Genomic DNA, 23,522 nt, shown 5'->3' on the forward strand with positions numbered 1-23,522 from the left:
GGGGAAGCGTTTCCCCCGGAAGCGAGCGCGTTATAACATCTTGTTCGGCCATGTCCAGCGGCAAAAGCCACTTTTTTGACAGCTTTGCGAAAAAGCTGAAAAATCCAACGATTCAAAGGAGTTCCGTCGCAGGCGCGTCAGACCGATCAGAATGGTGACTGCCATTTGACCACGATAGTGCGCGAAACGCGAGCGTGACATAGACGACGGGGATCCCTGCGCAGACGGCAACAAGCCTTGGAATAAAGCCCGCTCACTGCCTGTTGCTGATCCAGCGGCACTGATAGGGCGCAAACTCGATGACGCCGCCATGTTGGCGCACGCACTCGCCACTCAGAAGGTCCAGCCAGTTCTCACCACCGATCAGGTTGAGCGATACGGCTGGAATGGTCTCCATCTCATCCGACAGGTTGTGGATGGCAAAAATGCTCTGCGTCCGGTCGGCGCTCTGGCGCCAGAAGCCGAAAAACGTTTCACCAAGCTGCAGGGTAAATTGCGTCGCATTGGGATGAAAGGCCGGCTGGCGGATGCGGATCGCCAGCAGCCGCTTCATTTCGGCAAACACCCGCGCCTGAAGGCTTTGCGGGTCGGCAAGACGCGCCAGAAGCTCGGGGTAGTTCCAGCGATGGCGGTTGATGGCGCGATTGTAGCCGGCCTTTTCAACACCTTCCAGATCATTTGGCGTCGCCAGCAACGAATGGATATAGATCGCCGGAATACCTTCCAGCGCCATGGCGATTGCCTGACTGCAGAGAAAGCGCTCGACATTCCAGTCATCAAGGCCCTTCACAGTTCCCTTCAGGGCGTCGAAGAGGGTGACATTCAGCTCATAGGGACGGAAGCCGCCATCCGGCATCCTGCGCATGCTGACCAGCCCGCCAAAGCCCTGCACGGTCTCAATCATGTCGGAAATCTCGCTGTCCTCCAGGAGACTCTCGGCGGGGCGCAGGCCAATTCCATCATGGGACGCGGTGAAATTCAGATAAGCACAGCCAAGCTGGGCCGGTGGCATGGCCATCTGCCACGAACACAAATGCTTCGACGTGCCGTTCAACAAAGCATGCAGAATTAGCGGCGGAAGGGAGAAATTGTAGATGGCATGCGCTTCGTTCCTGTTGCCGAAATAGGAGAGATTCTCGACATTCGGAACATTGGTCTCCGTAATAAGCACAACCGGCTCTTCGGCATAGTCAGCCAGCAATCTGAAAAGCCGCACAATCTCATGGGTTTGCGGCAAGTGAATGCAATTGGTGCCAACCTCCTTCCAGACGAAAGCTACGGCATCGAGCCGAACCGTGCGAACGCCCTTCGCGATATGGAAGCGGAAAATTCGGATAAACTCAAGCAACACGTCCGGATTTGAGAAATCGAAATCAATCTGGTCATGGCTGAAAGTCGCCCAGACATGACGGACGCCATTCGCCGTTTCGACCTCGCGCAGAAGCGGATGTGCCCTCGGCCGCACCACTGCCGAAAGATCATCCTCGGGCGATGCCTCGAAATAGAACTTGTCGTAGGGTGCATGGCCCTGCAGGTATTCGGCAAACCAGGCGCTCTGACTGGAGCCGTGATTGAGCACAAGGTCCGACATCAGGCGGAATTGCGACGCAATCCGCTCGATATCCTGCCAGTCCCCTAGAATACTGTTGACCGCTCGGTAGTCGGTGACGGAAAAACCGTCATCCGATGTGTAGGGAAAGTAGGGAAGTATGTGGACGCCGCTGACAATGCCCTTCAGCCGCGTGGTGAAGAAATCAAAGAGAAGATCGAGCGGCTTGTGTTCCCCATCCACCAGGCTGTTGCCATAGGTGATGACATAGGTATCGCGCTCGCTCCAGATCGGATGAAGGGGGCTGCGGCCGCGTCGACGCGGTCGCATGCCGTCGGGCCAGAAAGCGGAAATGACTTGCCGAGCCAGATCGGTGGCATCACTTTCCGGATATATGTTCTCCAGATGCAGCGTCAGGCTCTCGCGTAGGCGCCGAGGAGCCCCCTCGTCTTCGCCGCGGCCCGCAGGCGACTGTTTCTCCGTCTCTTGCTGCATCGCAAAAGACTAGCACGCGAATGACCTTTGTCAAACGGCGGTCATTCGTATCCGTCGTCCGCCTTGCTGTCATCCTCGACCACAGGGATCGCGTAGCTGCCCTTGAGCCAGCGCGACAGGTCGAGATTACGGCAGCGATCGGAACAGAAGGGATAGTGTTCGCGCTGCGAGGGCCTGCCGCATTCCGAACAGGGACGTGGCTTGCGCAGTGGCTCCACCTTGGCGGAGTGGCCGTTGCCTGCATCAGCCATAATTCAGCCCTCCGTCCAGCCGGACTGCACCGCGAAGCCTTCCCCCGACAGCATCTGCAGGGTCTCGAACAAGGGCAAGCCAACGACATTGGTATAGGAGCCTACGAGCTTCTGGACAAAGCATCCGGCAATGCCCTGGACGGCATAACCGCCGGCCTTGCCACGCCATTGATCGGAAGCGAGATAGCTTTCGACGTCGAGACCCGAGAGCCGCTTGAAACGCACCTTGGTCTCGACGATCCTCTGGCGAACAGTGCCGCCGGGCGTGATCAGGCAAACGCCGGTGAAAACCCAGTGGCTACGGCCGGACAGAAGATGCAGCGCCGAGGAGGCCTCTTCGAGATATTCCGCCTTCGGCAGAATGCGGCGGCCGACCGCGACAACAGTATCGGCGGCGACGATGTAGCTGCCGTTCCATGCCGGGTCGCGGTGGATCTCGCCATAGGCGGCCTTAGCCTTGTCGGTCGAAAGGCGACGCGCCAGGGAACGCGGGTGCTCCGACTTCTTGGGCGTCTCGTCGAGGTCCATCGGCATCAGGCGCGCGGGCTCGATCCCCACCTGCTTCAGCAGATCGAGACGGCGCGGCGACCCGGAGGCCAGTATCAACTTCTGTCTCAGTTCCATCGCCCCTCTCGCAGCCTCCGCCGACAATCGGCGATCACTTGAAGCGATAGGTGATGCGACCCTTGGTCAGGTCATAAGGGGTCATTTCGACCAGAACCTTGTCGCCGGCGAGAACGCGGATGCGGTTCTTGCGCATGCGTCCCGCCGTGTGGGCGATGATCTCGTGCTCGTTTTCCAGCTTCACCCGGAACGTCGCATTGGGCAGCAATTCGGTGACGACGCCGGGAAATTCGAGGACTTCTTCTTTTGCCATTGAGCGATTGTCTTTCTTGAGCGTTGGTCGGGATGCCCGTCCGGGCCCCGAAAATGTGGGCGGAAACTACACAATCACCAAGGTTTTGTGAACCTTGTAGATCGGGCTTTTCGATTTTGTTTCAAACACCGGTTCCAGCAGGGGTTCCGGGACTTGCGAGCCGCTGTTCGATCAGGCGCTTCAGCCGGTCGCGCACCTCGCGATAGGCGCCAAGAATCTGTTCGCGTGTGCCAGTCGCGACCGTCGGATCGGGCATTGGCCAATAGACGACATCGACGGCGGAGGAACGGGTGAGTTCAAGCGCCGCATGATGGGCTTCCGGCGCCAGTGTCACGACCATGTCGAAATAGTCGTCGTCGAGATCGTCAAGCGTCTGTGGCTGGCGTTTTCCGAGCGAGAGACCAATCTCATCTAGAACGGCATCAACGAATGGGTCGCGTTCACCGGCCCTCACCCCGGCCGATGCCAGGTAGGTGCCGGTCGGCAGGATTGTCCTGGCGATCACCTCGGCCATGGGCGAACGGATCGCGTTCATGCCGCAGACAAACAAGATTGCCCCCGGCATGCGCCGCTGGGTGCCGGGATCCTGTTCCGGAGCCATCCGGCTAGCCGCGCCAATAGAGCACGCAGACCAACGTGAAGAGCCGGCGGGCGGTGTCGAAATCGAGCTTGATCTTGCCCGACAGGCGGTCCATCAGCGTCTGCGACCCCTCATTGTGAATGCCACGGCGCCCCATGTCGATCGCCTCGATCTGCGAGGGTGTCGAGGAGCGGATCGCCTCGTAATAGCTTTCACAGATCATGAAGTAGTCCTTGATGATCCGGCGAAACGGGGTGAGCGACAGAATATGGGTCGCCACCGCTTCGTCACTTTCAGTCCTGATCGAGAAGACCAGCTTGCTGTCGACCAGCGACAGGAGCAGCTTGTAGGGACCTCCGGCATGGCCGACTGGCTCGAAGGAGTTTTCCTCGATCAGGTCGAAGATGGCGACGGCGCGCTCGTGCTCGACATCCGGCGTCGAACGACCGATCGTCTCGTCCAGCACAACATCGCAGAGCCGAAAGTCGCCCTTCGCCATCGTTCAACCTTCGAGGTTCAGCCGGATCGCGACTGAGCGCGCATGGGCGTCGAGCCCTTCGCTCTTGGCCAATGCGATCGCCGCTGGCGCAAGCTTGCGCAGCTGCTCTGGCCCGAGCCGCAGAATCGAGGTGCGCTTGACGAAATCGAGCACGGAAAGGCCGGACGAGAAGCGCGCCGAACGCGCCGTCGGCAGCACATGGTTGGAGCCGCCGACATAGTCGCCGATCACTTCAGGCGTATAGCGGCCGACGAAGATCGCGCCGGCGTTACGAACACCCGCCATCAGCGCTTCCGGATCATCGACGGCGAGTTCCAGATGCTCGGCCGCGATGCGGTTGGCAAGAGGGATGGCATCAGCAAGTGATTTGACCAGAATGATCGCGCCGAAATCGCGCCAGCTGGCCGCCGCCGTTTGCGAGCGACCGAGGGACTTGATCTGTCGCTCGACGGCGGCTTCGACCGCCTTGCCCAAATCGGCATCGTCGGTGATCAGAATGGACTGGGCACCCGGGTCGTGCTCGGCCTGGGCCAGAAGATCGGCCGCCAGCCAGTCAGGATTGTTGTTTGCGTCGGCGATCACCAGCACTTCGGAAGGCCCGGCGATCATGTCGATGCCGACCGTGCCGAAGACCTGGCGCTTGGCGGCCGCCACATAGGCATTACCGGGACCGACGATCTTGGCGACCGGGGCGATCGTCTCCGTGCCATAGGCAAGGGCCGCAACCGCCTGCGCCCCGCCGATCCGGTAGATCTCCTCGACACCCGCGATCTTGGCCGCGGCCAGCACCGTCGGATTGATCGAGCCGCCGGAGGCGGGAACGACCATGACGATGCGCTCGACGCCTGCGACCTTGGCCGGCAGGGCATTCATCAGCACCGAACTCGGATAGCTCGCCGTGCCACCCGGCACGTAAAGACCGACCGCCTCGATCGCCGTCCAACGCGAGCCGAGGCCGACACCGAGCGCGTCCTCGTAGATATCGTCCTTCGGCATCTGGCGGGCGTGGTGCTTTTCGATGCGTTCGGCGGCAAGCCGCAGCGCATCCATGACCTCGGGCGAAACCTTGGCCGCCGCTTCTTCGATTTCCGCAGCCGTGACGCGCATTGTCGTCTCGGCAAAATCTATTCCGTCGAAACGACGCGAATAGTCAACAAGCGCGACGTCGCCACGTGCCCTGACGTCAGCGATAATCGCTTTGACAACGTCATTGACGTCGTCCGACACTTCCCGCTTCGTCGTCAGGAAGGCGGCAAACTTCTCGCCAAAACCTTCCGATGCCTGATCCAACCAGATCGCCACGTCCCCTGCTTCCTTCCTACCCCGCCTTACGCACTTGCCCGGCAAGAAACCGGTCAATCACCCGGATGACCAGGCTTGCGGTTGGTTTCCCATGCCCCGCCGGTATCCGCAAGCTGCGCCTCGATACATTCAACGTCGAGAGCGATCATGCCGCCACCCGACAAAACCAGTTCCATCACGCCTTCCGGCCCCTCGCCCTCGACGCGAAAACGGATGGCGAGCAGCGACAGCACGTCATCCCCCTTACGGCGATCAAAGCCCATGGAGCGAACCGCATTGACACGTTTGAAGGAGAGCACGGCGCGACGACGTTCGTAGCTCTTTCGCGCCTCCCCGACCCCTTCCCAGACGAAGCGGTTGACAGCCAGCGCAAACAGGCCCGGACGAGGCTGAAAGGTGATGTCGGCAACCTTGAACACGGCGTCCTGCATGTGGGCCGAGATGACCGCGAGGTCGTCGGCATCGAGAGCGAGAAGCTTCAGGCTTGTCATATCACCATTGTCCGATTGGCAGTCCATCACATGCTTGATCGCCCGACCGAAGACAGAGATCCGATGTATCGTCTGCGCTGATCTTGCGAAATCATCTTTTTGACATAGGTCGCCGCAACGCAAGAGGCAACCGGTCACAGACATGCAAGGGACAAAGAAACTCAGTCGGTGATGCGCTCGACCACCGCGCCGCAACGGGTCAGCTTCTCTTCCAACCGCTCGAAGCCGCGATCGAGATGATAGACGCGCGACACCATGGTCTCACCCTCGGCCGCCAGCCCGGCAATCACCAGCGACACCGAAGCGCGCAGGTCTGTGGCCATTACTGGTGCGCCGCGCAACCGACTGACGCCTTCGATTCGCGCCGTCTGGCCGTTGAGCGTGATATGGGCGCCGAGACGCGCCAGCTCCTGGACATGCATGAAGCGGTTCTCGAAAATCGTCTCGGTGACATGCGAGACACCGTCAGCTCGTGTCATCAGGCCCATGAACTGCGCCTGCAGGTCGGTCGGGAAGCCGGGATAGGGTTCGGTGACGACATCGACGGGCTGGATCGCATTGCCATGGCCGACGACGCGGATGCCCGAAGGCGTCGTGGTGATCTCGGCGCCGGCGCGGCGGATCGCCTCCAGCGCATGATCGAGAAGACCGGCATCTGTCCCTTCGAGCGTGACGTCGCCGCCGGCCATGGCCACCGCCATGGCATAGGTGCCGGTCTCGATGCGGTCGGGCAGAACGCGGTGGCGCGCGCCCGACAGGCTGTGCACGCCTTCGATGGTAATCGTCGCGGTGCCGGCACCGGAGATCCTGGCGCCCATGGCGTTCAGGCAGTTGGCGAGATCGACCACTTCCGGTTCGCGCGCCGCATTGTTGATCACGGTCGTGCCGCGGGCGAGCGAAGCCGCCATCAGCATGACATGGGTCGCGCCGACCGAAACCTTCGGGAAGGTATAGCTGGCGCCGATCAGGCCGCCCTTGGGCGCGGTGGCATTGATATAACCGCTATCGATCTCGATCGTCGCGCCGAGCGCCGTCAGGCCTTCGATGAAGAGGTCGACCGGACGCGTGCCGATGGCGCAGCCACCCGGCAGCGAGACACGGGCCTTGCCCTCGCGGGCGAGAAGAGGGCCGATGACCCAGAAGCTGGCGCGCATCTTCGAGACCAGCTCGTATGGGGCGGTCGTGTCGACGATGGTGCGGCAGGTGAAATGGATGGTGCGGGAATAGCCATCGTCCTGGCGCTCGCGGCGACCGTTGACCGAGACGTCGACGCCATGATTGCCAAGGATTCGGAGCAAGAGTTCGACGTCGGCGAGATGCGGCACGTTTTCCAGCGTCAGCGTATCGCTGGTCAGTAGCGAGGCGATCATCAGGGGCAGTGCGGCATTCTTGGCGCCGGAGATAGGGATAACCCCGTTTAACTCGTTGCCGCCGACAATCCTGATACGATCCATGTAAGCCTACGTTACGGGTTTGAAACCCGCCTTTCCTGATCAAGGGTGGAAATCCGCCACCCGGTCGGGTGGGCTCTTTAGACGAAAAGCGATGCGGGTTCAATTCGCCCGTTCAGCAACGGTTAATCATCGTGATCCGGCGATTTTGCGGCAGGCAACCCTTCGGTCTCGTCGGCCGCCCCCTGGCGGCGCGAGCGCTGCTGGAGTTTGCGGCGCATGAGATTTTCACGCAGCGTGTTGGCCGCGCGCGCCTTGCGCTGCGCGGCAGCGATATCGGCGTGGCGCACGCGCGCACCTTCGCGCCCAAGGTCAGCTTGGCCTTTCCCCTCGCCCGCCGCGACCTCCAGCCTGATTTCGTCCAGTTCTTTGTTCATGCGGCGGTGATAGCCGAAATCCCGGATTTGCGGAAGAGTTCTCGAACGAACGCTGTTTTCTTCAAACGAAGTTCGTTTTGCGGCTTGCATCCCCCCGGAAGCTGTGGCAATAGGCGGCTCGCTTGAGACGGAGCAAACGCGCCGGACCTAACAAGCTGCTATAGCTCAGTGGTAGAGCACTCCCTTGGTAAGGGAGAGGTCGAGAGTTCGAGTCTCTCTAGCAGCACCATTCTCTTGCGATTTCCCAAAAAATCACCCTCGATACCGCCCCGGCGGACGTTCGCGCGCGGCTGATGGACGAACGGCCCGGGCGATGTGCCCGAGCCGTGAAGCTTTCTTCGAATCGACGGTCCTTGCCGTGCCGCAGGCGTTGCGCGTATAGATCTTGCTCTGGTCCCGTTTCAGCACCCAACCGCGATAAGTTTCCATCTCGATCTCGCACCAGATCACGGTGCCGTTCTGCTCGACGCAGCCGATCACGCTCACGCATTGTCCCTTGTCCAGTTTGCCGAGCACCGCACCGCTCCTGTCGGGCATGGCACGGATGTTCATGCGGGTCAGCGACTGGATTGAGGTCACCCCGGCAGAGACGTCCGGGGCTCCGATGTCATTCGGCTGGGCGCAACCGCCGTCGACATAGGGCAGGCATGTCGCGATGGGAGGCGCAGCCGGGCGCGGGCGCGTCCCGGCCGAGCCGGCGTTGCCCTGGTCCAGCGTCAGTTCCTCACCGTCATCGATGACGCCGACATAATGGCCCGGCTCCTCCATGTCCGCACGCCCGACCATCGCCAGCCCGCCGTTCGTGGCATAGAGGATGACGGTGTGATCGCCGTTGTTCATCGAATAGCCCGTGACCGGGTTTGCACGCTGGAAACAAGCCTCGTCATGGAAAAGCGTCGCGCGAACCCCATCCGCCACCGGATCATCTTCGAAAGACAGCCGGCAGACTCCTTGCGGGGTGGTCATCGTCCAGACCTCCGGCTCGGCGGCAAGCGCCGGCATGGTAGCCAATACTGTGGCGGCGGCAAGCCATGCGCGGCGAGCAATCATCTTGAACATGGGCGGGGCATCCTCCGGTCTAGCCAAATGTGCCAGCAGCTAAGGAATCACCAGCCGGATCGTCAATCGTCAGCGGACCAAGCGCCGCGTCGCGCCCAAAAATGGACGCTTAGAGCAGCACGCCGCCACGTCTCGCCGATGCATATCGCCAGCGCATCCCTTCGCGCCCAACGAGGAAGTCGCTGGATAAGTATACGTGTCCCACACGATTTCGTGGCATAAGCACAACACAACCGCACTGCAAAAAGGTCCTCATGCCGAAGGACGACGACAAGGATACGAGCGCGCGCCGCAGAGCCACCGCCAAGCCCGTCCCGCCGAAGAAAAGCGCCATGCTTCTCTTCGTACTCCTGCTCGTGGCCTTTGTCTGCGCCATCGCTGCGACGTTGCTGCTCGCCAACGACAGGCGTAACCTGCGCGCCCTGCTCGACCGCTACGTCCCCGAGCGGCTGATCGACGACAGCCCTCGGCAACCGGCGGGGACACACGCCCTGAAAGGGCGTCGACTGACGCCTGTTCAGGTGGCGATCCCGGCCCGTTTCTTTGCCACGCCCGAGGCCGAGTCACTGGGATCTCTTGTGCGAGAGGTGCGGGCAAAGGGGGAGGAACTCTGCGCCGCCTTCAAGGCCGCGGGCATCGACAACCAGGGTTGGCAGTCGAGCCAGGCGGGCGGCAAGACTTATGAATGCCTGTCCGAAACCCTTCTGCCGGCGGCGCAGGAAGGAGCGCAGGACGCGTCCTTCTTTTTCATCGTCAAGGGGACGGCAGATGGCGAGGTCGGATCGATCCGCATGAAGCTCGTCGCGCCGGAGACGGCTGACGGCGCGGTTGTGCATCGCATGCTCGTCAAGGCGCTGGAACAACTGATCGAACAAGCGCGATGGCTGGATCTCGCGCCCGCGATCGAAAGCGCCAAAGCGCTTGCTGATTTCACGGCTGTTCGTTTTGGTATTTCCCTGCGCTTCACCCATGAATTCACCGCGCCGCACAGCTACAATCTTATTGTGATGCCGACGTCAAACGATGCGTCCGTCAACCGCAGCCGCGCCTATTTCGCCACCCAGGATTGGCTACCCCTCCCCGCTGTCATCGCCCGTGTGCCGGACTATCTGCTGCCCCATGTCGTCGGAACCAAGCCGGCGCTGTCCGTGCCGCCTTCTGCCCTGTGAGGCCGACAGAAGCGCTTGAATAAACATAGTCGTTTCATTATGTATCACTCGCAAAAGCGATGATGCGATCATCGACAGGTGGGGGCGAGCGCCCGAAGCCGGTGACGAACATCTGCTTGATGACGGCTCCAGGAAGGAATCCAGTTCGATGCATATCCGCCCCATCACCCACAATTATCACGTCACCGGCCAGCTTAAGCCCACAGATCTCAGCAAGGTCGCCGAAGCCGGCTATACCGCAGTTATCTGCATGCGGCCGGACGGCGAGGGCTGGGGGCAGCCGAAGTTCTCGGTCATCGAGGAAGCTGCCAAAGCCGCCAACCTCAAAGTCTACTATCTGCCCGTCGGCGGCTCTGCCGTTCCGATGGAACAGGCGCGCAAACTGCGCGCGCTGCTGAAGGAAACCGAAGGGCCGGTCCTCGCTTTCTGCGCCTCGGGCGCCCGTTGCGCCGGCCTTTATCAGATGGCCGAGCAGATCGGCGGTTGAGACGAGTCCAGCCCGCTCCCGCGGCTGCCAAGCTTCGCGCCAGTTCGGAGGGGTAGAGGAAAGAGACGGCCAGGTTATCGGCAATTCGCTCGTCGAAGGGTCGAACCGAAGCGCCTGTTCAGCCCCTTCCGCGCACGATCCCGCGGCAGGGACATTCCTGCGAGGCCACCATGCCTAAACTGTCCGTCTGCATTCCTGTCGAACCCGGCCAGCCAGCGCCAACGTATCTGGTCAACCGCCTCCTAGAAGCGCAGGAAGCCAGCATTGAAGTGGTCGTCGCGACCGGCGGCGAACCAGAAGCGGCCTGGCGTTATCTCGAGGCCCGCGCCTTGAGCGATCCCCGTCTGCGGCTGCTGCCACCGGCGCCCGCCGGTCTCTCCGCAGCCAACCTCTGGATCGGCACACTCCGCGCCGCGACAGGAGACTGGATTTCCCTTATCGAGCCCGAGGACATGATCCAGCCGGAATTGCCGAAGCTGCTCGGCTATCTTGAGGGGAAATATCCGGAAGCCGACACGCTCGGCTGGAATGCTTTCGTCATCGCCCGCGATGCATCGCGCTCCACCAGCATGGCGGTGGCCGTGCCGGTCGCCCATAGTGTCACCGAGATTGAGAAGCCCCGGATGCTGGACGCCTTCTTTCAGTGGAGCGGCAGTCAGAATGTGCCGCGCATGCCTTTCGGTCTCTACCATGGAGCGGTACGGCGCTCCCTGCTGGACACCATCCTGTCCTCAACCGGCCAGCTCAGTTGGCTCACTCCCCTGCCTCGCTGGGAATGGGCGGCCCGCGTTCTGATCTTCTCGCAAGGGCTATTGCTCTCCAACCGCCCGCTGTCGGCCGTCAACGCGACACCGTTCCAGCCAGTGCCGATGCCCTCGGCACTTGAAGGCTTTCCCTTCGATGCACGCATCGGCCTCACTGCGACAATCGCCGAGATCCAGGCGCGCGTGCTGCACGAACTCGGCGCCCACTGGGCGGGATTCAACCCGGACTTCGTCAAAGCGTGCATGATCGACTGCATGCGCGAACATGACGAGCCAGCTTTTGAGCGCAAGGGACAGGCCTATTTTGAGGCGATCCGCCGCATGCCTGGCGGCGTCGCGCTCTCCGAGCAGTTTCGCCCGCAATATTTCCCACAGCCGCCGGCGGATACGCGGCGCGGTCTCCATGGACAGATGCTGCTGGTCGATCGATTTATCGGCAACGCCGCGACAGCACAGCAATTCTACGAGGTCGTGGACGCGATGCTCGCGCCCATCTTCGTCATCACGGATCTGATCGCGCTGGAGGACCAATTCAAGTAGAGGTGTCTTTGCCGTTTCCGACTTCGTCACTGCGTTCAGGTGCTCACCCTTGCATCTTCATGCGGTTTTACCAGACCCTGTTTCGCCGACCGAAGTGCCACGGACCAGATTGCAGACTCCGACCACCGCGGCCGGGTCCGCGGAATGAATCGCCGCCGTTCCAAATTCGAGAAGATCCCGTCGACCATACTCATCAGCCACCGCCTCGACCAGTTCGCGAATGGTGGTCGGTCTGCCGGAGCAAATATTGATCGCGCCCTCCTGCCCCGTTTCGACGACTTGCGCGACAGATGCCCCCGCCTCTCGCACATCGAGAAAATCGCGCAACTGCGTTCCGCTGGAGAGCTTGGCGACCTGTCCTTGTTCCAGCTGCCCACGAACGTAAGGCACCAGTCTGTTTGGATATTCGCCTTCTCCGTAGAGGTAAAACAAGCGGCACCATGAGAATGCGGTGGCCATGTCAGCGAAATAACGCTGGAGCATTTGATAAACGGAGAGCTTGGAAGCCGCATAGAGCGTCTTCGGCTCGAGCGGTGCATCCACCGTCAAATGGTCCGATGGGAGTCTGTATTCCATGCAGGTGCCGATCCCGACAAAATGACCGACCCCAGCCGCCGCAGCCCCCTGTGCGAGGGCCAGCGTGCCCGCGACGCAGGCAAGGTTCAAGGGCGAGTCGAGATATTTGCCCGGCTCGACAAACCAGGCCGAATGGACCACAGCGTCAATGTCGCCGCAGGTTCCCGACCACCATGACGCATCCTCGGCGAAAAGATCGACTGATACAATTGGCGCCGCATCGCCTCGGTCTTCGATGAGCCGCGCTTGTGTGCCAGGACGGATCACTGGAACGACGGTGTGCCCCGCCTGCGTGAGGGCCCGGTGGATCTGCCGCCCGACAAATCCCGTGGCGCCGGTGAGAAGGATCTTCTTCATGGGTTACTCCCCGATGCTTGCGACATGGCCCCGGACCGGCCCCGAGAGGTTTTGCGACTAGAACGAGGTTCCCGGTGCTTCTGCCCGCAGGCTGATAACGAGCGCATTCCAGCCCATCTCCTCGACCTTGCTCCGGATCTCCGTCTCATAGATTGGGTTCATGACGACGATCGTCGACACACCAGCGTGCCGGGCCGCCTCCGGCCCCACGACGGGAACGGCGCTCACGGGCAGAAAGCCGCCCTGCTTCTGCACATTGAGATCGATGGCATAGTCGATACCCTCGAGGAGCAGGGCGAATGTCACGCCCTTGGAAGCGGCGCCCCAGATGGCAAGCGGTCCCCGCTCTCTCAGGCGGTCGATTTCGGCGCGCCAATTCTCCAGCGCCTGCGCCAGTCCGGCAGCAACCCCATCGGCGAAATCCGTCACGGCCACGGGCAGTGGCGGATTATCGGCAGGCGACGCCTCTATCCACATGTACTGGCCATCGTAGACGAGATCCACGGTGCATTTCAGTCCGAATTCCGCCAGCAGATACTGGATGGAGCGCGGCGAATAGAGCGAGCAATGCTCGTAAAAGAAGTCCTCGAATGCGGCTCTTCGCAAAATCCAGGTGACATCGGGCGTCTCCATCAGCAGTCGGACTTTGCGCTCTTTGACGAATTTCGCGATCTCCGCCACGAAGGCGCGAGGATCTGGCACATGCTCAATGGTGTGACGGCTGCAGACGGTATTGATCGTGTCCGGCACTTTGACGGCGCTATCAGCGTCGAAATATTCGCGAAAGATGGTGATGTGGGGTCCGAAGGCGTAATTGCCGTGAAAGGCAGGATCGAAACCGATCGCAGTTTTCAGGCGCCCGGTCTTTTCCAGCGCATCGATGAATTCGCCTTCGCCGCAGCCAATCTCGAGATAATGAAGATCGCCCTTCTCCTTGAGGACGCGGTCGACCATCGCCGCCTGGTGGGCAAGATAGACGCCGGACGCCTGTACGGAATTATTGTAGGTCGCTCCATAATCGATGGCCGCAGGGTCAAAGTCGTCATTCCAGACAAAACCACAACGCTGGCAGCCGCATATCGACAGTCGGCCCGTAGGAAATTCCAGAGCTTCCGCCCGCGTCCGGACGATGACATTCTGAAGCACGGGAACGCGCGCGCGCTCGACGATGGCCACGTTATTCGCCGAAAGGCAAAGGGGGCATTTGCGCACGCTACATCTCCACACATCGGGGACGGTGATTCCCGTGACCCCAGTTTCCCAAATCTGTTATCCCTATAGGTCACGAGTGTTGCGCAGAGCTTACATGTCAAAGAGCCTGATCTTCCCGCCTTCCTCTCGCTTCGTCCCCGGCAGATGGCCCGCGATGGTCAGTCTCGCGCAGGTCTATTTCGCTATGGCCGAAGAACGACAGAACCCGCGCAACCAGTTCAGGATCAAAAAATGAACCCTATCGAGGAATTTCAGGAACGTGTGTCGGACAGCGTCCAATCAATCGGAGCGAACACGGATTTTCTGAATCTCTCTTCGCTCTGGATCGAGAAGTGCATACCGCTGGGCTACATGCTGAATTTCAGCTGGCTTGGTCGACCGATCGTCCAGATCCCGCAAGACAGCTACGCCATTCAGGAACTGATCTGGAAATGCCGCCCTGATCTCATCATCGAGACCGGCATCGCACACGGCGGGTCGCTTATCATGAGCGCCTCGATTCTGGCGCTTCTCGACTATTGCGACGCAGTGGAAGCCGGGACGGTGCTGGACCCGAAAGCCAGCGAACGCAAGGTCGTGGGCGTTGATATCGACATCCGGGCCCATAATCGCGCCGCGATCGAAGCGCATCCGATGAGCCACAAGATCACCATGATCCAGGGCTCATCCGTTGACAAACAGGTCATCGCCCAGGTCAAGGCCCTCGCGGAAGGGCACCAGCGCGTTATGGTATTCTTGGACTCCAATCACACCCACCAGCACGTTCTGGACGAACTGGAACTCTATGCGCCGCTTGTTTCGAAGGATTGTTACTGCGTTGTCTGGGACACGCTGATCGAGGATATGCCGGATGACATGTATCCGGACCGCCCGTGGAGCCGCGGCGACAATCCCAAGACGGCTGTGTGGGAGTATATGAGACGCCTGGAAGGCGACGGTCGCAAGGGCGCCGACGGCAAACCGCTTCACTTCGCATACGACAAGACGATCGAGAACAAGATCGCGATCACCGTGTCTCGCGACGGCTTCTTGAAGCGGGTCTGAGCAACCTGGGTCAGGCCTCACGAATTAACGCCCCACGCGCAAATGCGCGGGGCGGTAGAGCGAGCAGGAAAGTGATCTAGCTTCGGCTTCGAATGATGCGCGCCTTGCCGTCGAGACCGACGCACTCCTCTTCCCAAGGGAAGCGCAGTCCTTCCGGCGGTACGGCAATCTGATCCACCGGCTTCGTCATCGCGTTCACGGCATCGAACATTTGCCGCGGCGTAGTGGCTCCACCGATGTCCGACCGTATATAAGTGCCGGCCTCACTCGATCCGGTAACACACGTCCCGAACCTGTCGGCCTTGAACACGGGGGCGAAACTTCCCAGAAACTTGCCGTTCTCCCACTTACGGAAGGCCGCCGCGTAGGCATCCCTGACGGCATCGAATGCCTCCCTATCAATGTGCTTTTCGACATTTTTCGCGCAGGCGACGGCAAAGTTCCTCTCCCAACCATCGTGGCGCAACTTGTACTTCTTCTTGAACCAGAGTTGCGTCGTCGCAACGGTCGCCGTGACGCCAAGATAGGAATGGAAGGGAAAGTCCCGCAGCAGTGGATCATCCTCGAAGTTGTGACCCAACTCCTCCATGAAGGCATCCATCTTTCTCTTCGTGTCCTCGAGCTTACCGATCGAGTAGGAGTTGCTCTGTGGGCAACTCCCCGTAACAGAGAAGGGCCTTTGGCAGAAGCTGAACGTCCGCCCATAGACGATCACCTTCATACCCATATCGTAGTCGATCACCGGGTGTTCGAAGTACTTTCCCCCGCCGATCTTTTTGATTTTCTCCAGCAGGGTCCGGGAAATGGCGCTGTGGTAGATCGAGAAGCCTGACGTGGGCACGACGCCCGGCTCGTGCCATCCGAACATCTTTTTCACCAACAGATCCCGGGGCAGCTTCACGATGAAAGCGTTGAAGGGGATCATGATACTATGGGGCTTTGTATCCTTTGTCGGCCAATTGTAGCCCAGAACACCCCAGGAAACGGCATCCATCTCGGGATGGATCTTCACGATCTCCTTGATGACCGTCATGACTTCGGGCTCGACATAGTCATCGTCCCCGATGAACGTCACCCAGTCACCGGTTGCGGCCTCAAGTGCGCGCTCCCAGTTGTCCTTCATCGACAGCGTGCGATCGGCCGACGGCACATAGGTCACACGCGGATCGTCTTTGTAGGCCCGCATATATTCGTTCATGACTGACGGATCGTCGGAATTGTCGACGAAGACGAATTCGACGTCATCGCGAAGTGTGTCCGTCAGACTCTCGATAGTCTTCTGGAAATAATATTGGCGATTGCGGGACGGGACGCAGATTGAAAGACGCATCTTGTGAGTCATGCTATTCTCCGCTTCACATTCCTTGCCAGTTCCCTGTGTCGATCGATGCTTAGCCGCCCAACCACTTACTCCGGACGGAGCGGCGCACGAACAGGCCGGACTGCCACCCCGGCATCCGGAGCCTCGTCCTTATTCGACGCCTCGATCACGGATGAACCACTAGCCTCGGCACCGCCGTCACAAACTTCCCACCCCAGTCGCTGATAGACGAAAACTGCTGTTTGATTTCTGTCTGAAGATTCCATGGCAGGATCACCACCCTTTCAGGCTTTTCCGATTTCAGGACATCCTCCGAGACGATCGGCACCCGACTGCCGGGCAGAAAGGTGCCCTGCTTGGCAGGGTTCTTATCGACAACGAAGGAGAGAAGATCCGGCTTCACGCCGGCGAAGTTCAACAGCGTATTGCCTTTGGCGGCAGCACCATAGGCGGCGACCTTCAGGCCTTGCCGCTGACAATCGATCAGGAAGCTAAGAAAATCATTGCGCACCCGCTGCGCAGTCGCCTGAAATCCGGCATAGAAGGCCTGCTCGCGCATTCCTGCCACCGTTTCTTGTGCCAGCATGGCCGCAACGTTGGCGCTAACCGCATGGCTCGCCGTGTCAGCGCGATCGGCAAAGACCCTCAGACTTCCGCCATGCCATGGCGTGGTCTCTACATCGAAGACGCGCAGGCCGTTGGCGGAGAAGATCCGTTCGACGGCGATCAGCGACAGGTAGGAATAGTGCTCGTGGTAGGCTGTGTCGAACTGCGCTTGCTCCACCATATTGAGGAGATGGGGAAATTCGAAGGTCGCGATGCCCGTCGGTTTCAGAAGCCGGGCGAAACCGGAAACGAAATCGTTGATGTCCGGCACATGGGCGAGCACGTTGTTGGCAGCCATCAGGTCCGCCGACCAGCCGTTTTCGGCAAGGCGACCAGCCAGTTCGACGCCGAAGAAATCCTCTACAATCTCGATCCCCTTGGCCCGCGCCGCAGTCGCCGTGCTGGTCGTCGGCTCGACGCCGAGGCAAGCGATGCCACGCTCCTTCACGTATTGCAGCAGGTAACCATCATTGGCGGCGATCTCGACGACGCGTGAAGCCGCGTTCAGGCCGAAGCGCTCCGCCATGGCGGCTACATAGGCCTCGGCATGCCCGAGCCAGGAGGTCGAGAACGAACTGAAATAGGCGTAACTCTCGGAGAAGAACGTCTCGCGTGACGCAAAATCCTCGGTCTGCACCAGAAGACACTCGTTACAGACCCGGATGACCAACGGATACCAGAGTTCCGGCTTTCCGAGATCAGCCTGCCGAACGTAGGAATTTGACGGCGGCGCCGTCCCAAGGTCGAGAAATGGACCCATGTTCTCAGACTGGCAGTGACGACACTTCATGCGGCTAGTCCTTGATAGTCGGCATCGAGCAGAGGATGGCCCGCATCGCGCGGCGACAAGTGCCGGACCGGCAAAGGCCAAGCAACGCCGAGTCGGGGATCGGTCGGACTGAGGCCCCCCTCCGCCTCGGCGTGATAGGGAGCGGAATGGGCATAGATCATTCGCACGTCATCCGTGAGCGCCTGGAAACCATGGGCAAAACCCTCGGGAATGAGGAATGAGCAGGCGTTGTCCGCCGAAAGCTCCACTGCGACATGGTTCAAAAACGTCGGTGAGTTCCGCCGCAGGTCGATGGCGACATCAAGAATGCACCCGGCGACACAGGTCACGAGTTTGATCTCGCTGAACGGCGGGCTCTGGAAATGCATGCCGCGGACAGTTCCGGCAAAACGACTGGCGCTCTCGTTGACCTGGGCTACCGGACCGCGCCAACCGATCTCGGCCAGTTCATCGGAACAAAACAGACGGGAAATATGCCCGCGTTCGTCGGTAATACGCCGCCGCTTCAGAACGAGCAGTCCCTCGATCGGTGTCGTCTCAATCTCGAAGCGCACCGTCATACGGCCTCACTCAAGGGCCGACCATGGGTTTCCTCAAAGGCCCTGATGTCGCCAATGCAAAGGTCCATCGCAGATGCGCCCGCTGCGAGCGCGTGATACCAGGCCATGGTCCGCGTAACGGTCTCGTCGAGGTCCCACGCCGGCCGATACCCAAGCGACTGCTGGGCGTGCGACGAATCGAGCATGAGATAGCTGGCCTCGTGCGGTCCTTCCGAACCATCGCCCAGCACGACCTCGCCGCCGCCAAAGGCCGAAGCTGCCTTGCCGAGCACGGTCGCCACGGTCGCCGCGGCCCGATGATCGGGTCCGAAATTAAGACTGTGGGCAAACGTAGGTTGACCCCATAGCCGTTCGGCCATCATCAGATAGCCGTTGAGTGGCTCCAGCACATGCTGCCAAGGCCGGACCGCCTCCGGACGCCGAACCATCAACGAGCCGCCGCCGCCCCAGGCCTTGACCGCGTCGGGGATCAGGCGATCCTCGGCCCAGTCGCCGCCGCCGATCACGTTGCCGGCCCGCGCAGTAGCAAGGCCGATGCCGCGGGCGACAAAGAAGGACGACCGGTAACTGGCGGTGACGATCTCGGCCGCCGCCTTGCTGGCGCTATAGGGGTCATGTCCGCCGAGCGGGTCGCTCTCGACGAAGGGACGCGCGGTTTCAGAATTTTCATAGACCTTGTCGGTGGTGACGACCACGACGGCGCGCAGGTCGGGAGCGATGCGCAGCGCATCAAGCAGGTTCGCTGTGCCCTGTACGTTGGTTTCAAAAGTGCCGATCGGATCGCGGTAGCCGGCCCGAACCAGCGCTTGCGCGCCGAGATGAAGAACGATCTCGGGCTTGGCGAGCATGACGCGCGCCGCCACCGCATGACGATCGCGAAGGTCGCAAATGTCGGAGGCGGCCGGCCTGCCGTTGAGCAGGTTGAACAGAGAGGGCTCGGTCTCGGGCGGAAGGGAGAGACCCGTGACCTTGGCGCCCATCTCGGCGAGCCAGAGGCCGAGCCAGCTTCCTTTGAAGCCGGTGTGGCCGGTCAGCAATACGCGTTTGCCCTTCCAGAAAGCGGGATTAGCCATGGTTTACCACGTCTTCCACGGCGGATTGCCGCTTTCCCAGAGGGTTTCGAGATGTGTCTTGTCCCGCAAGGTGTCCATCGGTTGCCAAAAGCCCGTATGAAAGAAGGCCTTCAACTCGCCGTCTTGGGCGAGACCCGACAGTGGCTCGGCTTCCCAACTGACGGAATCGTCGGCGATCCGGTCGATGCACTTCGGGTCAAGAACGAAAAAGCCGCCGTTGATAAAACCGCCCTCGCCCTCCGGTTTTTCGACGAAGCCTTCGACCGTGTCGCCATCGAGTTTCAGCGCTCCGAAGCGAGCAGGTGGGCGCACCGCAGTCACGGTCGCCAGTCGGCCATGGCTCTTGTGGAAGCGGATGGTCGCTCCGATGTTGACGTCGCACAGTCCGTCACCATAGGTAAAGCAGAAAGCTTCCTCGTTCTTGAGATAATCTGCGACCCGGCGCAGTCGTCCTCCGGTCATCGAATTTTCGCCGGTATCGACGAGTGTCACGCGCCAGTCCTCGGCGCTCTTGCGGTGGAATTGAAGACGATTTTCAGCCAAATCGAACGACATGTCCGACATGTGCAGGCCGTAATTGGCGAAGTACTCTTTGATCACATAACCACGGAAGCCGCAGCAGACGATGAAGTCTCGAATGCCATGCCCATGATAGAGCTTCATGATGTGCCAGAGGATCGGCCGGCCGCCGATCTCGATCATCGGTTTGGGCTTCAGGTGGGTTTCCTCGGCGATACGCGAACCAAGACCGCCTGCGAGAATGACAGCCTTCATCGCAAGAGTCCGCCAATCAAGCCGGAGCGCGGCAACATGATGCCCCACTCCTCATATCCCGCTGCAAAAGCCATGATTCGTCCCACACCCCACGAATATTTCATCGTGAGCCTAGGCTAGCGGACGAAACTGTCGTCAAACTTGACGGCCGGCCGTCTGCCGATCAAAGCCCGCCGGCACGTACTGCTATGTGGTGGGCAGCGTCCTGCTTGAGACGGGCCTCCCAGGCAAACGCCGTTTCGACGATCGCGTCGAGGTCGGCGTGGCGCGGTTCCCAGCCGAGCAGTTCACGCGCCAGCGTGGCGTCGGCGACAACGAAGGCGGCATCGCCCGCGCGGCGTGACGCGTAGTCAACCGAAAGCGGCCGCCCCGAGACCTTGGCAACCGAATCCAGCACCTCAAGCACGGAATAGCCCTGACCATAACCACAGTTGGCAACCAGCGATGCACCGCCGCGCCGGAGGTGCTCAAGCGCGCACATATGCGCCTCGACCAGATCCGCCACGTGGATATAGTCGCGCACGCCGGTGCCGTCCGGTGTCGGGTAGTCTGTGCCATAGACCGTAACCGAAGGGCGCTTTCCCAGCGCCGCCTCGCAAGCCACCTTGATCAGATGGGTCGCCCGGTCGGTCGATTGACCAGTCCGTCCCTTGAGGTCGGCACCCGCAACGTTGAAATAACGCAGCGCGACGTAACGGAAATCATGGGCATGCGCAGTATCGCGCAACATGAGTTCGCTCATCACCTTGGATTGGCCGTAAGGATTTTCCGGCAGTAGCGGTGCGGTTTCCTTGACCGGTTCGGCCACCGCGGGCGTGCCGTAGACGGCTGCCGTCGACGAAAAGATCAACTTGCCGATGCCAGCCTTGATCGCGGCGGACAGCAGTATACGGGTATTCCCGGTGTTATTCTCGTAATAGCTGAGCGGATTGGACACAGACTCCGGAACGACGACGGACGCGGCGAGATGGATGATCGCCTCGATCTCATTCTCCGCGAAAATCTGCCCGAGCAGGTCCGCATTGCCGATGTCGCCCAGATAGAACCGCGCCTCAGGCGCAACAGCCCAGCGGAACCCTGTCGACAGCCGATCGACCACCACCACGTCCTGACCTGCATCCAGCAAAGCCCAGACCATATGGCTTCCGATGTACCCGGCACCACCCGTTACCAAGATCGCCATGCTCGCACTTTCCGCAATTCATTGACCGGGTAAACACAAGCAATTCAGATTCTAACTTTTCCTGAAAACGCCCCTCATTCTTAGAATGAGCCGCATTTTAACTCATAGTATAAAAAATACAGTTTTCCGAAATCCGCTCAAATTCTATCGATTGCGCGTGCCTTCCAGCTGAGCATATGAAAACCGTTCAGAGCGCCAGAATGTAACGACACAGGCGATCTGCCGCTTCCTCAATCTGCTTTGGATCGCGCAGGAAGCAGGCGCGTAGGAAGCTCTCGCCGCCCTTACCAAAGGCCGACCCCGGCGCCAGCGCCACGCCGGTGCGGTCGACGATGTCGAGCGCCGCCTGGCGGCTGTCGATGATCCCGTCAATCTTCAGGAAGGCATAAAGCGCACCTTCCGGCTTCAGCGTTTCAACCCGATTGGTGGCGATCAGGGCGTCGCACAGCAGGTCACGCGATTTTACCGCACGCTCGAAATTCTCGCGCACGAAACCGTCGCCCTGGTCGAGCGCGGCCACGGCGCCACGTTGCATGAACTGTGCAACGCCCGAGGTGGAATACTGGATCAGGTTCTCGAAGATCTGTCCCGTCTCAGGTGGCGCGACGATCCAGCCGACGCGCCAGCCGGTCATCGACCAGTTCTTGGAGAAGGAGTTGGCGAAGATCACTCGGTCGCCTTCGACCATGACATCGAGGAAGGACGGCGCCCGATGTCCGCCGCCGTAATAGTAAAGCGCGTAGATCTCGTCGGCGAGGATCCATAGACCATGGCGGCGCGCCAGCTCGAGAATCGCCTTGAGGTCCTCATGGGTGGCCGTCCAGCCGGTCGGGTTGGAGGGCGTATTGATGAACAGGCCGCGCGTTTTCGGCGTAATCGCCTTTTCCAGCCGTTCCATATCGAGCGACCAGCGACCGTTGGCGAAGGTGAGCGGAACGCCAACCGAGCGACCGCCGGCAAGGTCGATCGCCGAAACGATGTTCGGCCATGCCGGCGACAGATAGATCATCTCATCGCCCGGCTCAGTGATCGCCTGAACACTGAGCGCAATAGACTGCATGCCCGAACCAGTGACATAGAAATGCTCTGGCGAAAGCTCCAGTCCGAAATGGCGGGCATAGTAGCGCGACAGAGCCTGCCGCAATTCCGGAATGCCACGCTGCCAGGTGTAAAAGGTTTCTCCGCCGAGCAGAGCATCACTTGCGGCGCGATTGATGAAGTCTGGGCTCGGCAGATCGCCCTCCCCCGCCCAAAGCGGCAATAGATCATCCCGTCCACGCGCGTAGTTGATGATCTCGACGATCCCGCTTTCCGGGGCCGCGAGTGCGCGTGGGCTGAGATCCTTCACAAGCGACATGGGCAAGCCTCTTCAATTCAACGATTGTTCATGACGACGAGATCTAGCCGATTGCGCCGTGAAAATCCCATGACAATCCGTGAGGATGGAATCGATTTCGATGATGAATGACGATCAACTTCGCCCGGATCCGCTGGCGATCGCTGCAGGAAACCGTCAGCGCGATTTGAGCAAATCGCGGATCTCGGTCAGCAACTGGATATCGGCCGGCGGCGGAGCAGCCTTTGCCGCCGCCTTTTCGTCCTTCTCCAGCGAGGCGCGCAGGGTGTTCACACCCTTGACCATGAGAAAGATGATCCAGGCCAGGATCATAAAGTTGATGATGACTGTAATGAAGTTGCCATAGGCGAAAACGGCGCCTTGCTCACGGGCGGCGGCGAGCGATGTCGCGGTCACGTTGGAGCTGAGCGGCAAGAAATAATTGGAAAAGTCAAAGCCACCGAAGACCACGCCGACCAACGGCATAACAATATCCTCGACAAGCGAATTGACGATCAGGCCGAACGCCCCGCCGATGATCACTCCGACGGCCAGATCCATCACATTTCCGCGCGCAATGAAGGTCTTAAACTCGTTCAGCACTTCCGGTCTCCCTCGATCATCGGACGAGCGACGCTCGCCTTTTCCACAGCCTATCGCCTAGACCATGATTAACGAAAGTTCAATCATTCGGAAACGCTGAAATCATATCGCAATCGGGACCTCGTTCGACTTAAGGTCGAGATCGAGACGATTTCAAAAGGCGGCGACTTCCCATAAGGTTCGCCTTTCAATGGAA

The 23,522-nt window shown here is 60.4% G+C and carries 25 protein-coding genes and 1 tRNA gene; 5 read left to right on the plus strand and 21 right to left on the minus strand.

What is annotated here, in order from left to right; translation table 11 throughout:
* Positions 1-253: 253 nt before the first annotated feature.
* The 10 genes from RNA01_RS02055 to RNA01_RS02100 all read right to left on the minus strand — a co-directional run bounded on the left by RNA01_RS02055 (position 254) and on the right by RNA01_RS02100 (position 7,962).
* The gene (locus tag RNA01_RS02055) at positions 254-2,044 is read right to left on the minus strand and encodes a sugar phosphorylase (protein WP_147178298.1); all 1,791 of its coding nucleotides are present in this window, start codon (positions 2,042-2,044) and stop codon (positions 254-256) included.
* A 41-nt stretch (positions 2,045-2,085) separates the two neighbouring features.
* Positions 2,086-2,295, minus strand: coding sequence for a DNA gyrase inhibitor YacG (yacG, locus tag RNA01_RS02060; RefSeq protein ID WP_147178299.1), 210 nt, complete (start codon positions 2,293-2,295; stop codon positions 2,086-2,088).
* Between the two features lie 3 nt (positions 2,296-2,298).
* Positions 2,299-2,919 (minus strand): Maf-like protein, encoded by a 621-nt coding sequence (locus RNA01_RS02065; RefSeq protein ID WP_147178300.1) that lies wholly within the window; start codon positions 2,917-2,919, stop codon positions 2,299-2,301.
* Between the two features lie 34 nt (positions 2,920-2,953).
* Positions 2,954-3,172: a translation initiation factor IF-1 gene (gene infA, locus RNA01_RS02070; protein ID WP_004435948.1), complete on the minus strand. Its 219-nt coding sequence runs from the start codon at positions 3,170-3,172 to the stop codon at positions 2,954-2,956.
* A gap of 121 nt (positions 3,173-3,293) precedes the next feature.
* Entirely contained in the window at positions 3,294-3,773 is a 480-nt protein-coding gene (locus tag RNA01_RS02075) for an arsenate-mycothiol transferase ArsC (protein WP_147178301.1), read from the minus strand.
* 4 nt (positions 3,774-3,777) lie between these two features.
* Positions 3,778-4,251, minus strand: coding sequence for a UPF0262 family protein (locus RNA01_RS02080; RefSeq protein ID WP_147178302.1), 474 nt, complete (start codon positions 4,249-4,251; stop codon positions 3,778-3,780).
* Positions 4,252-4,254: 3 nt separating this feature from the next.
* On the minus strand, positions 4,255-5,553 hold the full coding sequence (hisD, locus tag RNA01_RS02085) for a histidinol dehydrogenase (RefSeq protein ID WP_147178303.1): 1,299 nt from the start codon (positions 5,551-5,553) through the stop codon (positions 4,255-4,257).
* A gap of 53 nt (positions 5,554-5,606) precedes the next feature.
* Positions 5,607-6,044, minus strand: a complete 438-nt coding sequence (locus RNA01_RS02090; protein WP_147178304.1) for a DUF2948 family protein — start codon at positions 6,042-6,044, stop codon at positions 5,607-5,609.
* A 161-nt stretch (positions 6,045-6,205) separates the two neighbouring features.
* Positions 6,206-7,498 carry a UDP-N-acetylglucosamine 1-carboxyvinyltransferase gene (gene murA, locus RNA01_RS02095; RefSeq protein WP_147178305.1) on the minus strand — a complete coding sequence of 431 codons (1,293 nt, stop codon included), beginning with the start codon at positions 7,496-7,498 and terminating at the stop codon, positions 6,206-6,208.
* Between the two features lie 122 nt (positions 7,499-7,620).
* Positions 7,621-7,962, minus strand: a complete 342-nt coding sequence (locus RNA01_RS02100; protein WP_174824533.1) for a hypothetical protein — start codon at positions 7,960-7,962, stop codon at positions 7,621-7,623.
* A gap of 64 nt (positions 7,963-8,026) precedes the next feature.
* Here RNA01_RS02100 and RNA01_RS02105 point away from each other — a divergent pair.
* Positions 8,027-8,101: transfer RNA gene (locus RNA01_RS02105), tRNA-Thr, on the plus strand.
* A gap of 23 nt (positions 8,102-8,124) precedes the next feature.
* On the opposite strand, the gene RNA01_RS02110 is transcribed toward RNA01_RS02105, so the two are convergent.
* The gene (locus RNA01_RS02110; RefSeq protein WP_147178307.1) at positions 8,125-8,931 is read right to left on the minus strand and encodes an SH3 domain-containing protein; all 807 of its coding nucleotides are present in this window, start codon (positions 8,929-8,931) and stop codon (positions 8,125-8,127) included.
* 254 nt (positions 8,932-9,185) lie between these two features.
* On the opposite strand from RNA01_RS02110, the gene RNA01_RS02115 reads away from it, so the two are divergent.
* From RNA01_RS02115 to RNA01_RS02125, 3 genes are all read left to right on the plus strand, one after another.
* Positions 9,186-10,100, plus strand: a complete 915-nt coding sequence (locus tag RNA01_RS02115; RefSeq protein ID WP_147178308.1) for a DUF6030 family protein — start codon at positions 9,186-9,188, stop codon at positions 10,098-10,100.
* A gap of 148 nt (positions 10,101-10,248) precedes the next feature.
* On the plus strand, positions 10,249-10,587 hold the full coding sequence (locus RNA01_RS02120; RefSeq protein WP_147178309.1) for a protein tyrosine phosphatase family protein: 339 nt from the start codon (positions 10,249-10,251) through the stop codon (positions 10,585-10,587).
* A gap of 170 nt (positions 10,588-10,757) precedes the next feature.
* Complete coding sequence (locus RNA01_RS02125; protein ID WP_147178310.1) at positions 10,758-11,891, plus strand: glycosyltransferase family protein; 1,134 nt, start codon at positions 10,758-10,760, stop codon at positions 11,889-11,891.
* Between the two features lie 57 nt (positions 11,892-11,948).
* Here RNA01_RS02125 and RNA01_RS02130 read toward each other — a convergent pair whose 3' ends face one another.
* Positions 11,949-12,824, minus strand: a complete 876-nt coding sequence (locus RNA01_RS02130; RefSeq protein ID WP_147178311.1) for an NAD-dependent epimerase/dehydratase family protein — start codon at positions 12,822-12,824, stop codon at positions 11,949-11,951.
* A gap of 57 nt (positions 12,825-12,881) precedes the next feature.
* On the minus strand, positions 12,882-14,036 hold the full coding sequence (locus RNA01_RS02135; RefSeq protein ID WP_147178312.1) for a class I SAM-dependent methyltransferase: 1,155 nt from the start codon (positions 14,034-14,036) through the stop codon (positions 12,882-12,884).
* A gap of 231 nt (positions 14,037-14,267) precedes the next feature.
* Between RNA01_RS02135 and RNA01_RS02140 the strand changes: the two genes are divergently transcribed.
* Complete coding sequence (locus RNA01_RS02140; protein WP_147178313.1) at positions 14,268-15,080, plus strand: cephalosporin hydroxylase family protein; 813 nt, start codon at positions 14,268-14,270, stop codon at positions 15,078-15,080.
* Positions 15,081-15,156: 76 nt separating this feature from the next.
* Here RNA01_RS02140 and RNA01_RS02145 read toward each other — a convergent pair whose 3' ends face one another.
* The 8 genes from RNA01_RS02145 to mscL form a co-directional block, all read right to left on the minus strand.
* Positions 15,157-16,422, minus strand: coding sequence for a glycosyltransferase family 2 protein (locus RNA01_RS02145; RefSeq protein WP_147178314.1), 1,266 nt, complete (start codon positions 16,420-16,422; stop codon positions 15,157-15,159).
* Between the two features lie 145 nt (positions 16,423-16,567).
* The gene (locus RNA01_RS02150; protein ID WP_147178315.1) at positions 16,568-17,797 is read right to left on the minus strand and encodes a class I SAM-dependent methyltransferase; all 1,230 of its coding nucleotides are present in this window, start codon (positions 17,795-17,797) and stop codon (positions 16,568-16,570) included.
* Entirely contained in the window at positions 17,794-18,357 is a 564-nt protein-coding gene (locus RNA01_RS02155; RefSeq protein ID WP_147178316.1) for a dTDP-4-dehydrorhamnose 3,5-epimerase family protein, read from the minus strand. The genes RNA01_RS02150 and RNA01_RS02155 overlap by 4 nt, the downstream gene beginning before the upstream one ends.
* A complete protein-coding gene (gene rfbG, locus RNA01_RS02160; protein ID WP_147178317.1) occupies positions 18,354-19,430 on the minus strand; it encodes a CDP-glucose 4,6-dehydratase in 1,077 nt (358 codons plus the stop codon). Before rfbG ends, RNA01_RS02155 begins: the two co-directional genes overlap by 4 nt.
* 3 nt (positions 19,431-19,433) lie before the next feature.
* Positions 19,434-20,204 (minus strand): glucose-1-phosphate cytidylyltransferase, encoded by a 771-nt coding sequence (rfbF, locus tag RNA01_RS02165; RefSeq protein ID WP_147178318.1) that lies wholly within the window; start codon positions 20,202-20,204, stop codon positions 19,434-19,436.
* A 163-nt stretch (positions 20,205-20,367) separates the two neighbouring features.
* A complete protein-coding gene (galE, locus tag RNA01_RS02170) occupies positions 20,368-21,387 on the minus strand; it encodes a UDP-glucose 4-epimerase GalE (protein ID WP_147178319.1) in 1,020 nt (339 codons plus the stop codon).
* 187 nt (positions 21,388-21,574) lie between these two features.
* Positions 21,575-22,744 (minus strand): pyridoxal phosphate-dependent aminotransferase, encoded by a 1,170-nt coding sequence (locus tag RNA01_RS02175; RefSeq protein WP_147178320.1) that lies wholly within the window; start codon positions 22,742-22,744, stop codon positions 21,575-21,577.
* Between the two features lie 156 nt (positions 22,745-22,900).
* Complete coding sequence (gene mscL, locus RNA01_RS02180) at positions 22,901-23,326, minus strand: large conductance mechanosensitive channel protein MscL (RefSeq protein ID WP_147178321.1); 426 nt, start codon at positions 23,324-23,326, stop codon at positions 22,901-22,903.
* Positions 23,327-23,522 lie beyond the last annotated feature (196 nt).

This window comes from Paenirhizobium naphthalenivorans (genome assembly GCF_007992095.1).
GTDB classification, from domain to species: Bacteria; Pseudomonadota; Alphaproteobacteria; order Rhizobiales; family Rhizobiaceae; genus Allorhizobium; species Allorhizobium naphthalenivorans.

Excerpts from the sequence above, each read along its gene's own strand:
- RNA01_RS02055 (WP_147178298.1), bottom strand. The coding sequence starts at position 2,044 with ATGCAGCAAGAGACGGAGAAACAGTCGCCTGCGGGCCGCGGCGAAGAC.
- yacG (WP_147178299.1), bottom strand. The coding sequence starts at position 2,295 with ATGGCTGATGCAGGCAACGGCCACTCCGCCAAGGTGGAGCCACTGCGC.
- RNA01_RS02065 (WP_147178300.1), bottom strand. The coding sequence starts at position 2,919 with ATGGAACTGAGACAGAAGTTGATACTGGCCTCCGGGTCGCCGCGCCGT.
- infA (WP_004435948.1), bottom strand. The coding sequence starts at position 3,172 with ATGGCAAAAGAAGAAGTCCTCGAATTTCCCGGCGTCGTCACCGAATTG.
- RNA01_RS02075 (WP_147178301.1), bottom strand. The coding sequence starts at position 3,773 with ATGGCTCCGGAACAGGATCCCGGCACCCAGCGGCGCATGCCGGGGGCA.
- RNA01_RS02080 (WP_147178302.1), bottom strand. The coding sequence starts at position 4,251 with ATGGCGAAGGGCGACTTTCGGCTCTGCGATGTTGTGCTGGACGAGACG.
- RNA01_RS02090 (WP_147178304.1), bottom strand. The coding sequence starts at position 6,044 with ATGACAAGCCTGAAGCTTCTCGCTCTCGATGCCGACGACCTCGCGGTC.
- murA (WP_147178305.1), bottom strand. The coding sequence starts at position 7,498 with ATGGATCGTATCAGGATTGTCGGCGGCAACGAGTTAAACGGGGTTATC.
- RNA01_RS02100 (WP_174824533.1), bottom strand. The coding sequence starts at position 7,962 with ATGCAAGCCGCAAAACGAACTTCGTTTGAAGAAAACAGCGTTCGTTCG.
- RNA01_RS02110 (WP_147178307.1), bottom strand. The coding sequence starts at position 8,931 with ATGTTCAAGATGATTGCTCGCCGCGCATGGCTTGCCGCCGCCACAGTA.
- RNA01_RS02115 (WP_147178308.1), top strand. The coding sequence starts at position 9,186 with ATGCCGAAGGACGACGACAAGGATACGAGCGCGCGCCGCAGAGCCACC.
- RNA01_RS02120 (WP_147178309.1), top strand. The coding sequence starts at position 10,249 with ATGCATATCCGCCCCATCACCCACAATTATCACGTCACCGGCCAGCTT.
- RNA01_RS02125 (WP_147178310.1), top strand. The coding sequence starts at position 10,758 with ATGCCTAAACTGTCCGTCTGCATTCCTGTCGAACCCGGCCAGCCAGCG.
- RNA01_RS02130 (WP_147178311.1), bottom strand. The coding sequence starts at position 12,824 with ATGAAGAAGATCCTTCTCACCGGCGCCACGGGATTTGTCGGGCGGCAG.
- RNA01_RS02140 (WP_147178313.1), top strand. The coding sequence starts at position 14,268 with ATGAACCCTATCGAGGAATTTCAGGAACGTGTGTCGGACAGCGTCCAA.
- RNA01_RS02145 (WP_147178314.1), bottom strand. The coding sequence starts at position 16,422 with ATGACTCACAAGATGCGTCTTTCAATCTGCGTCCCGTCCCGCAATCGC.
- RNA01_RS02150 (WP_147178315.1), bottom strand. The coding sequence starts at position 17,797 with ATGAAGTGTCGTCACTGCCAGTCTGAGAACATGGGTCCATTTCTCGAC.
- RNA01_RS02155 (WP_147178316.1), bottom strand. The coding sequence starts at position 18,357 with ATGACGGTGCGCTTCGAGATTGAGACGACACCGATCGAGGGACTGCTC.
- rfbG (WP_147178317.1), bottom strand. The coding sequence starts at position 19,430 with ATGGCTAATCCCGCTTTCTGGAAGGGCAAACGCGTATTGCTGACCGGC.
- rfbF (WP_147178318.1), bottom strand. The coding sequence starts at position 20,204 with ATGAAGGCTGTCATTCTCGCAGGCGGTCTTGGTTCGCGTATCGCCGAG.
- galE (WP_147178319.1), bottom strand. The coding sequence starts at position 21,387 with ATGGCGATCTTGGTAACGGGTGGTGCCGGGTACATCGGAAGCCATATG.
- RNA01_RS02175 (WP_147178320.1), bottom strand. The coding sequence starts at position 22,744 with ATGTCGCTTGTGAAGGATCTCAGCCCACGCGCACTCGCGGCCCCGGAA.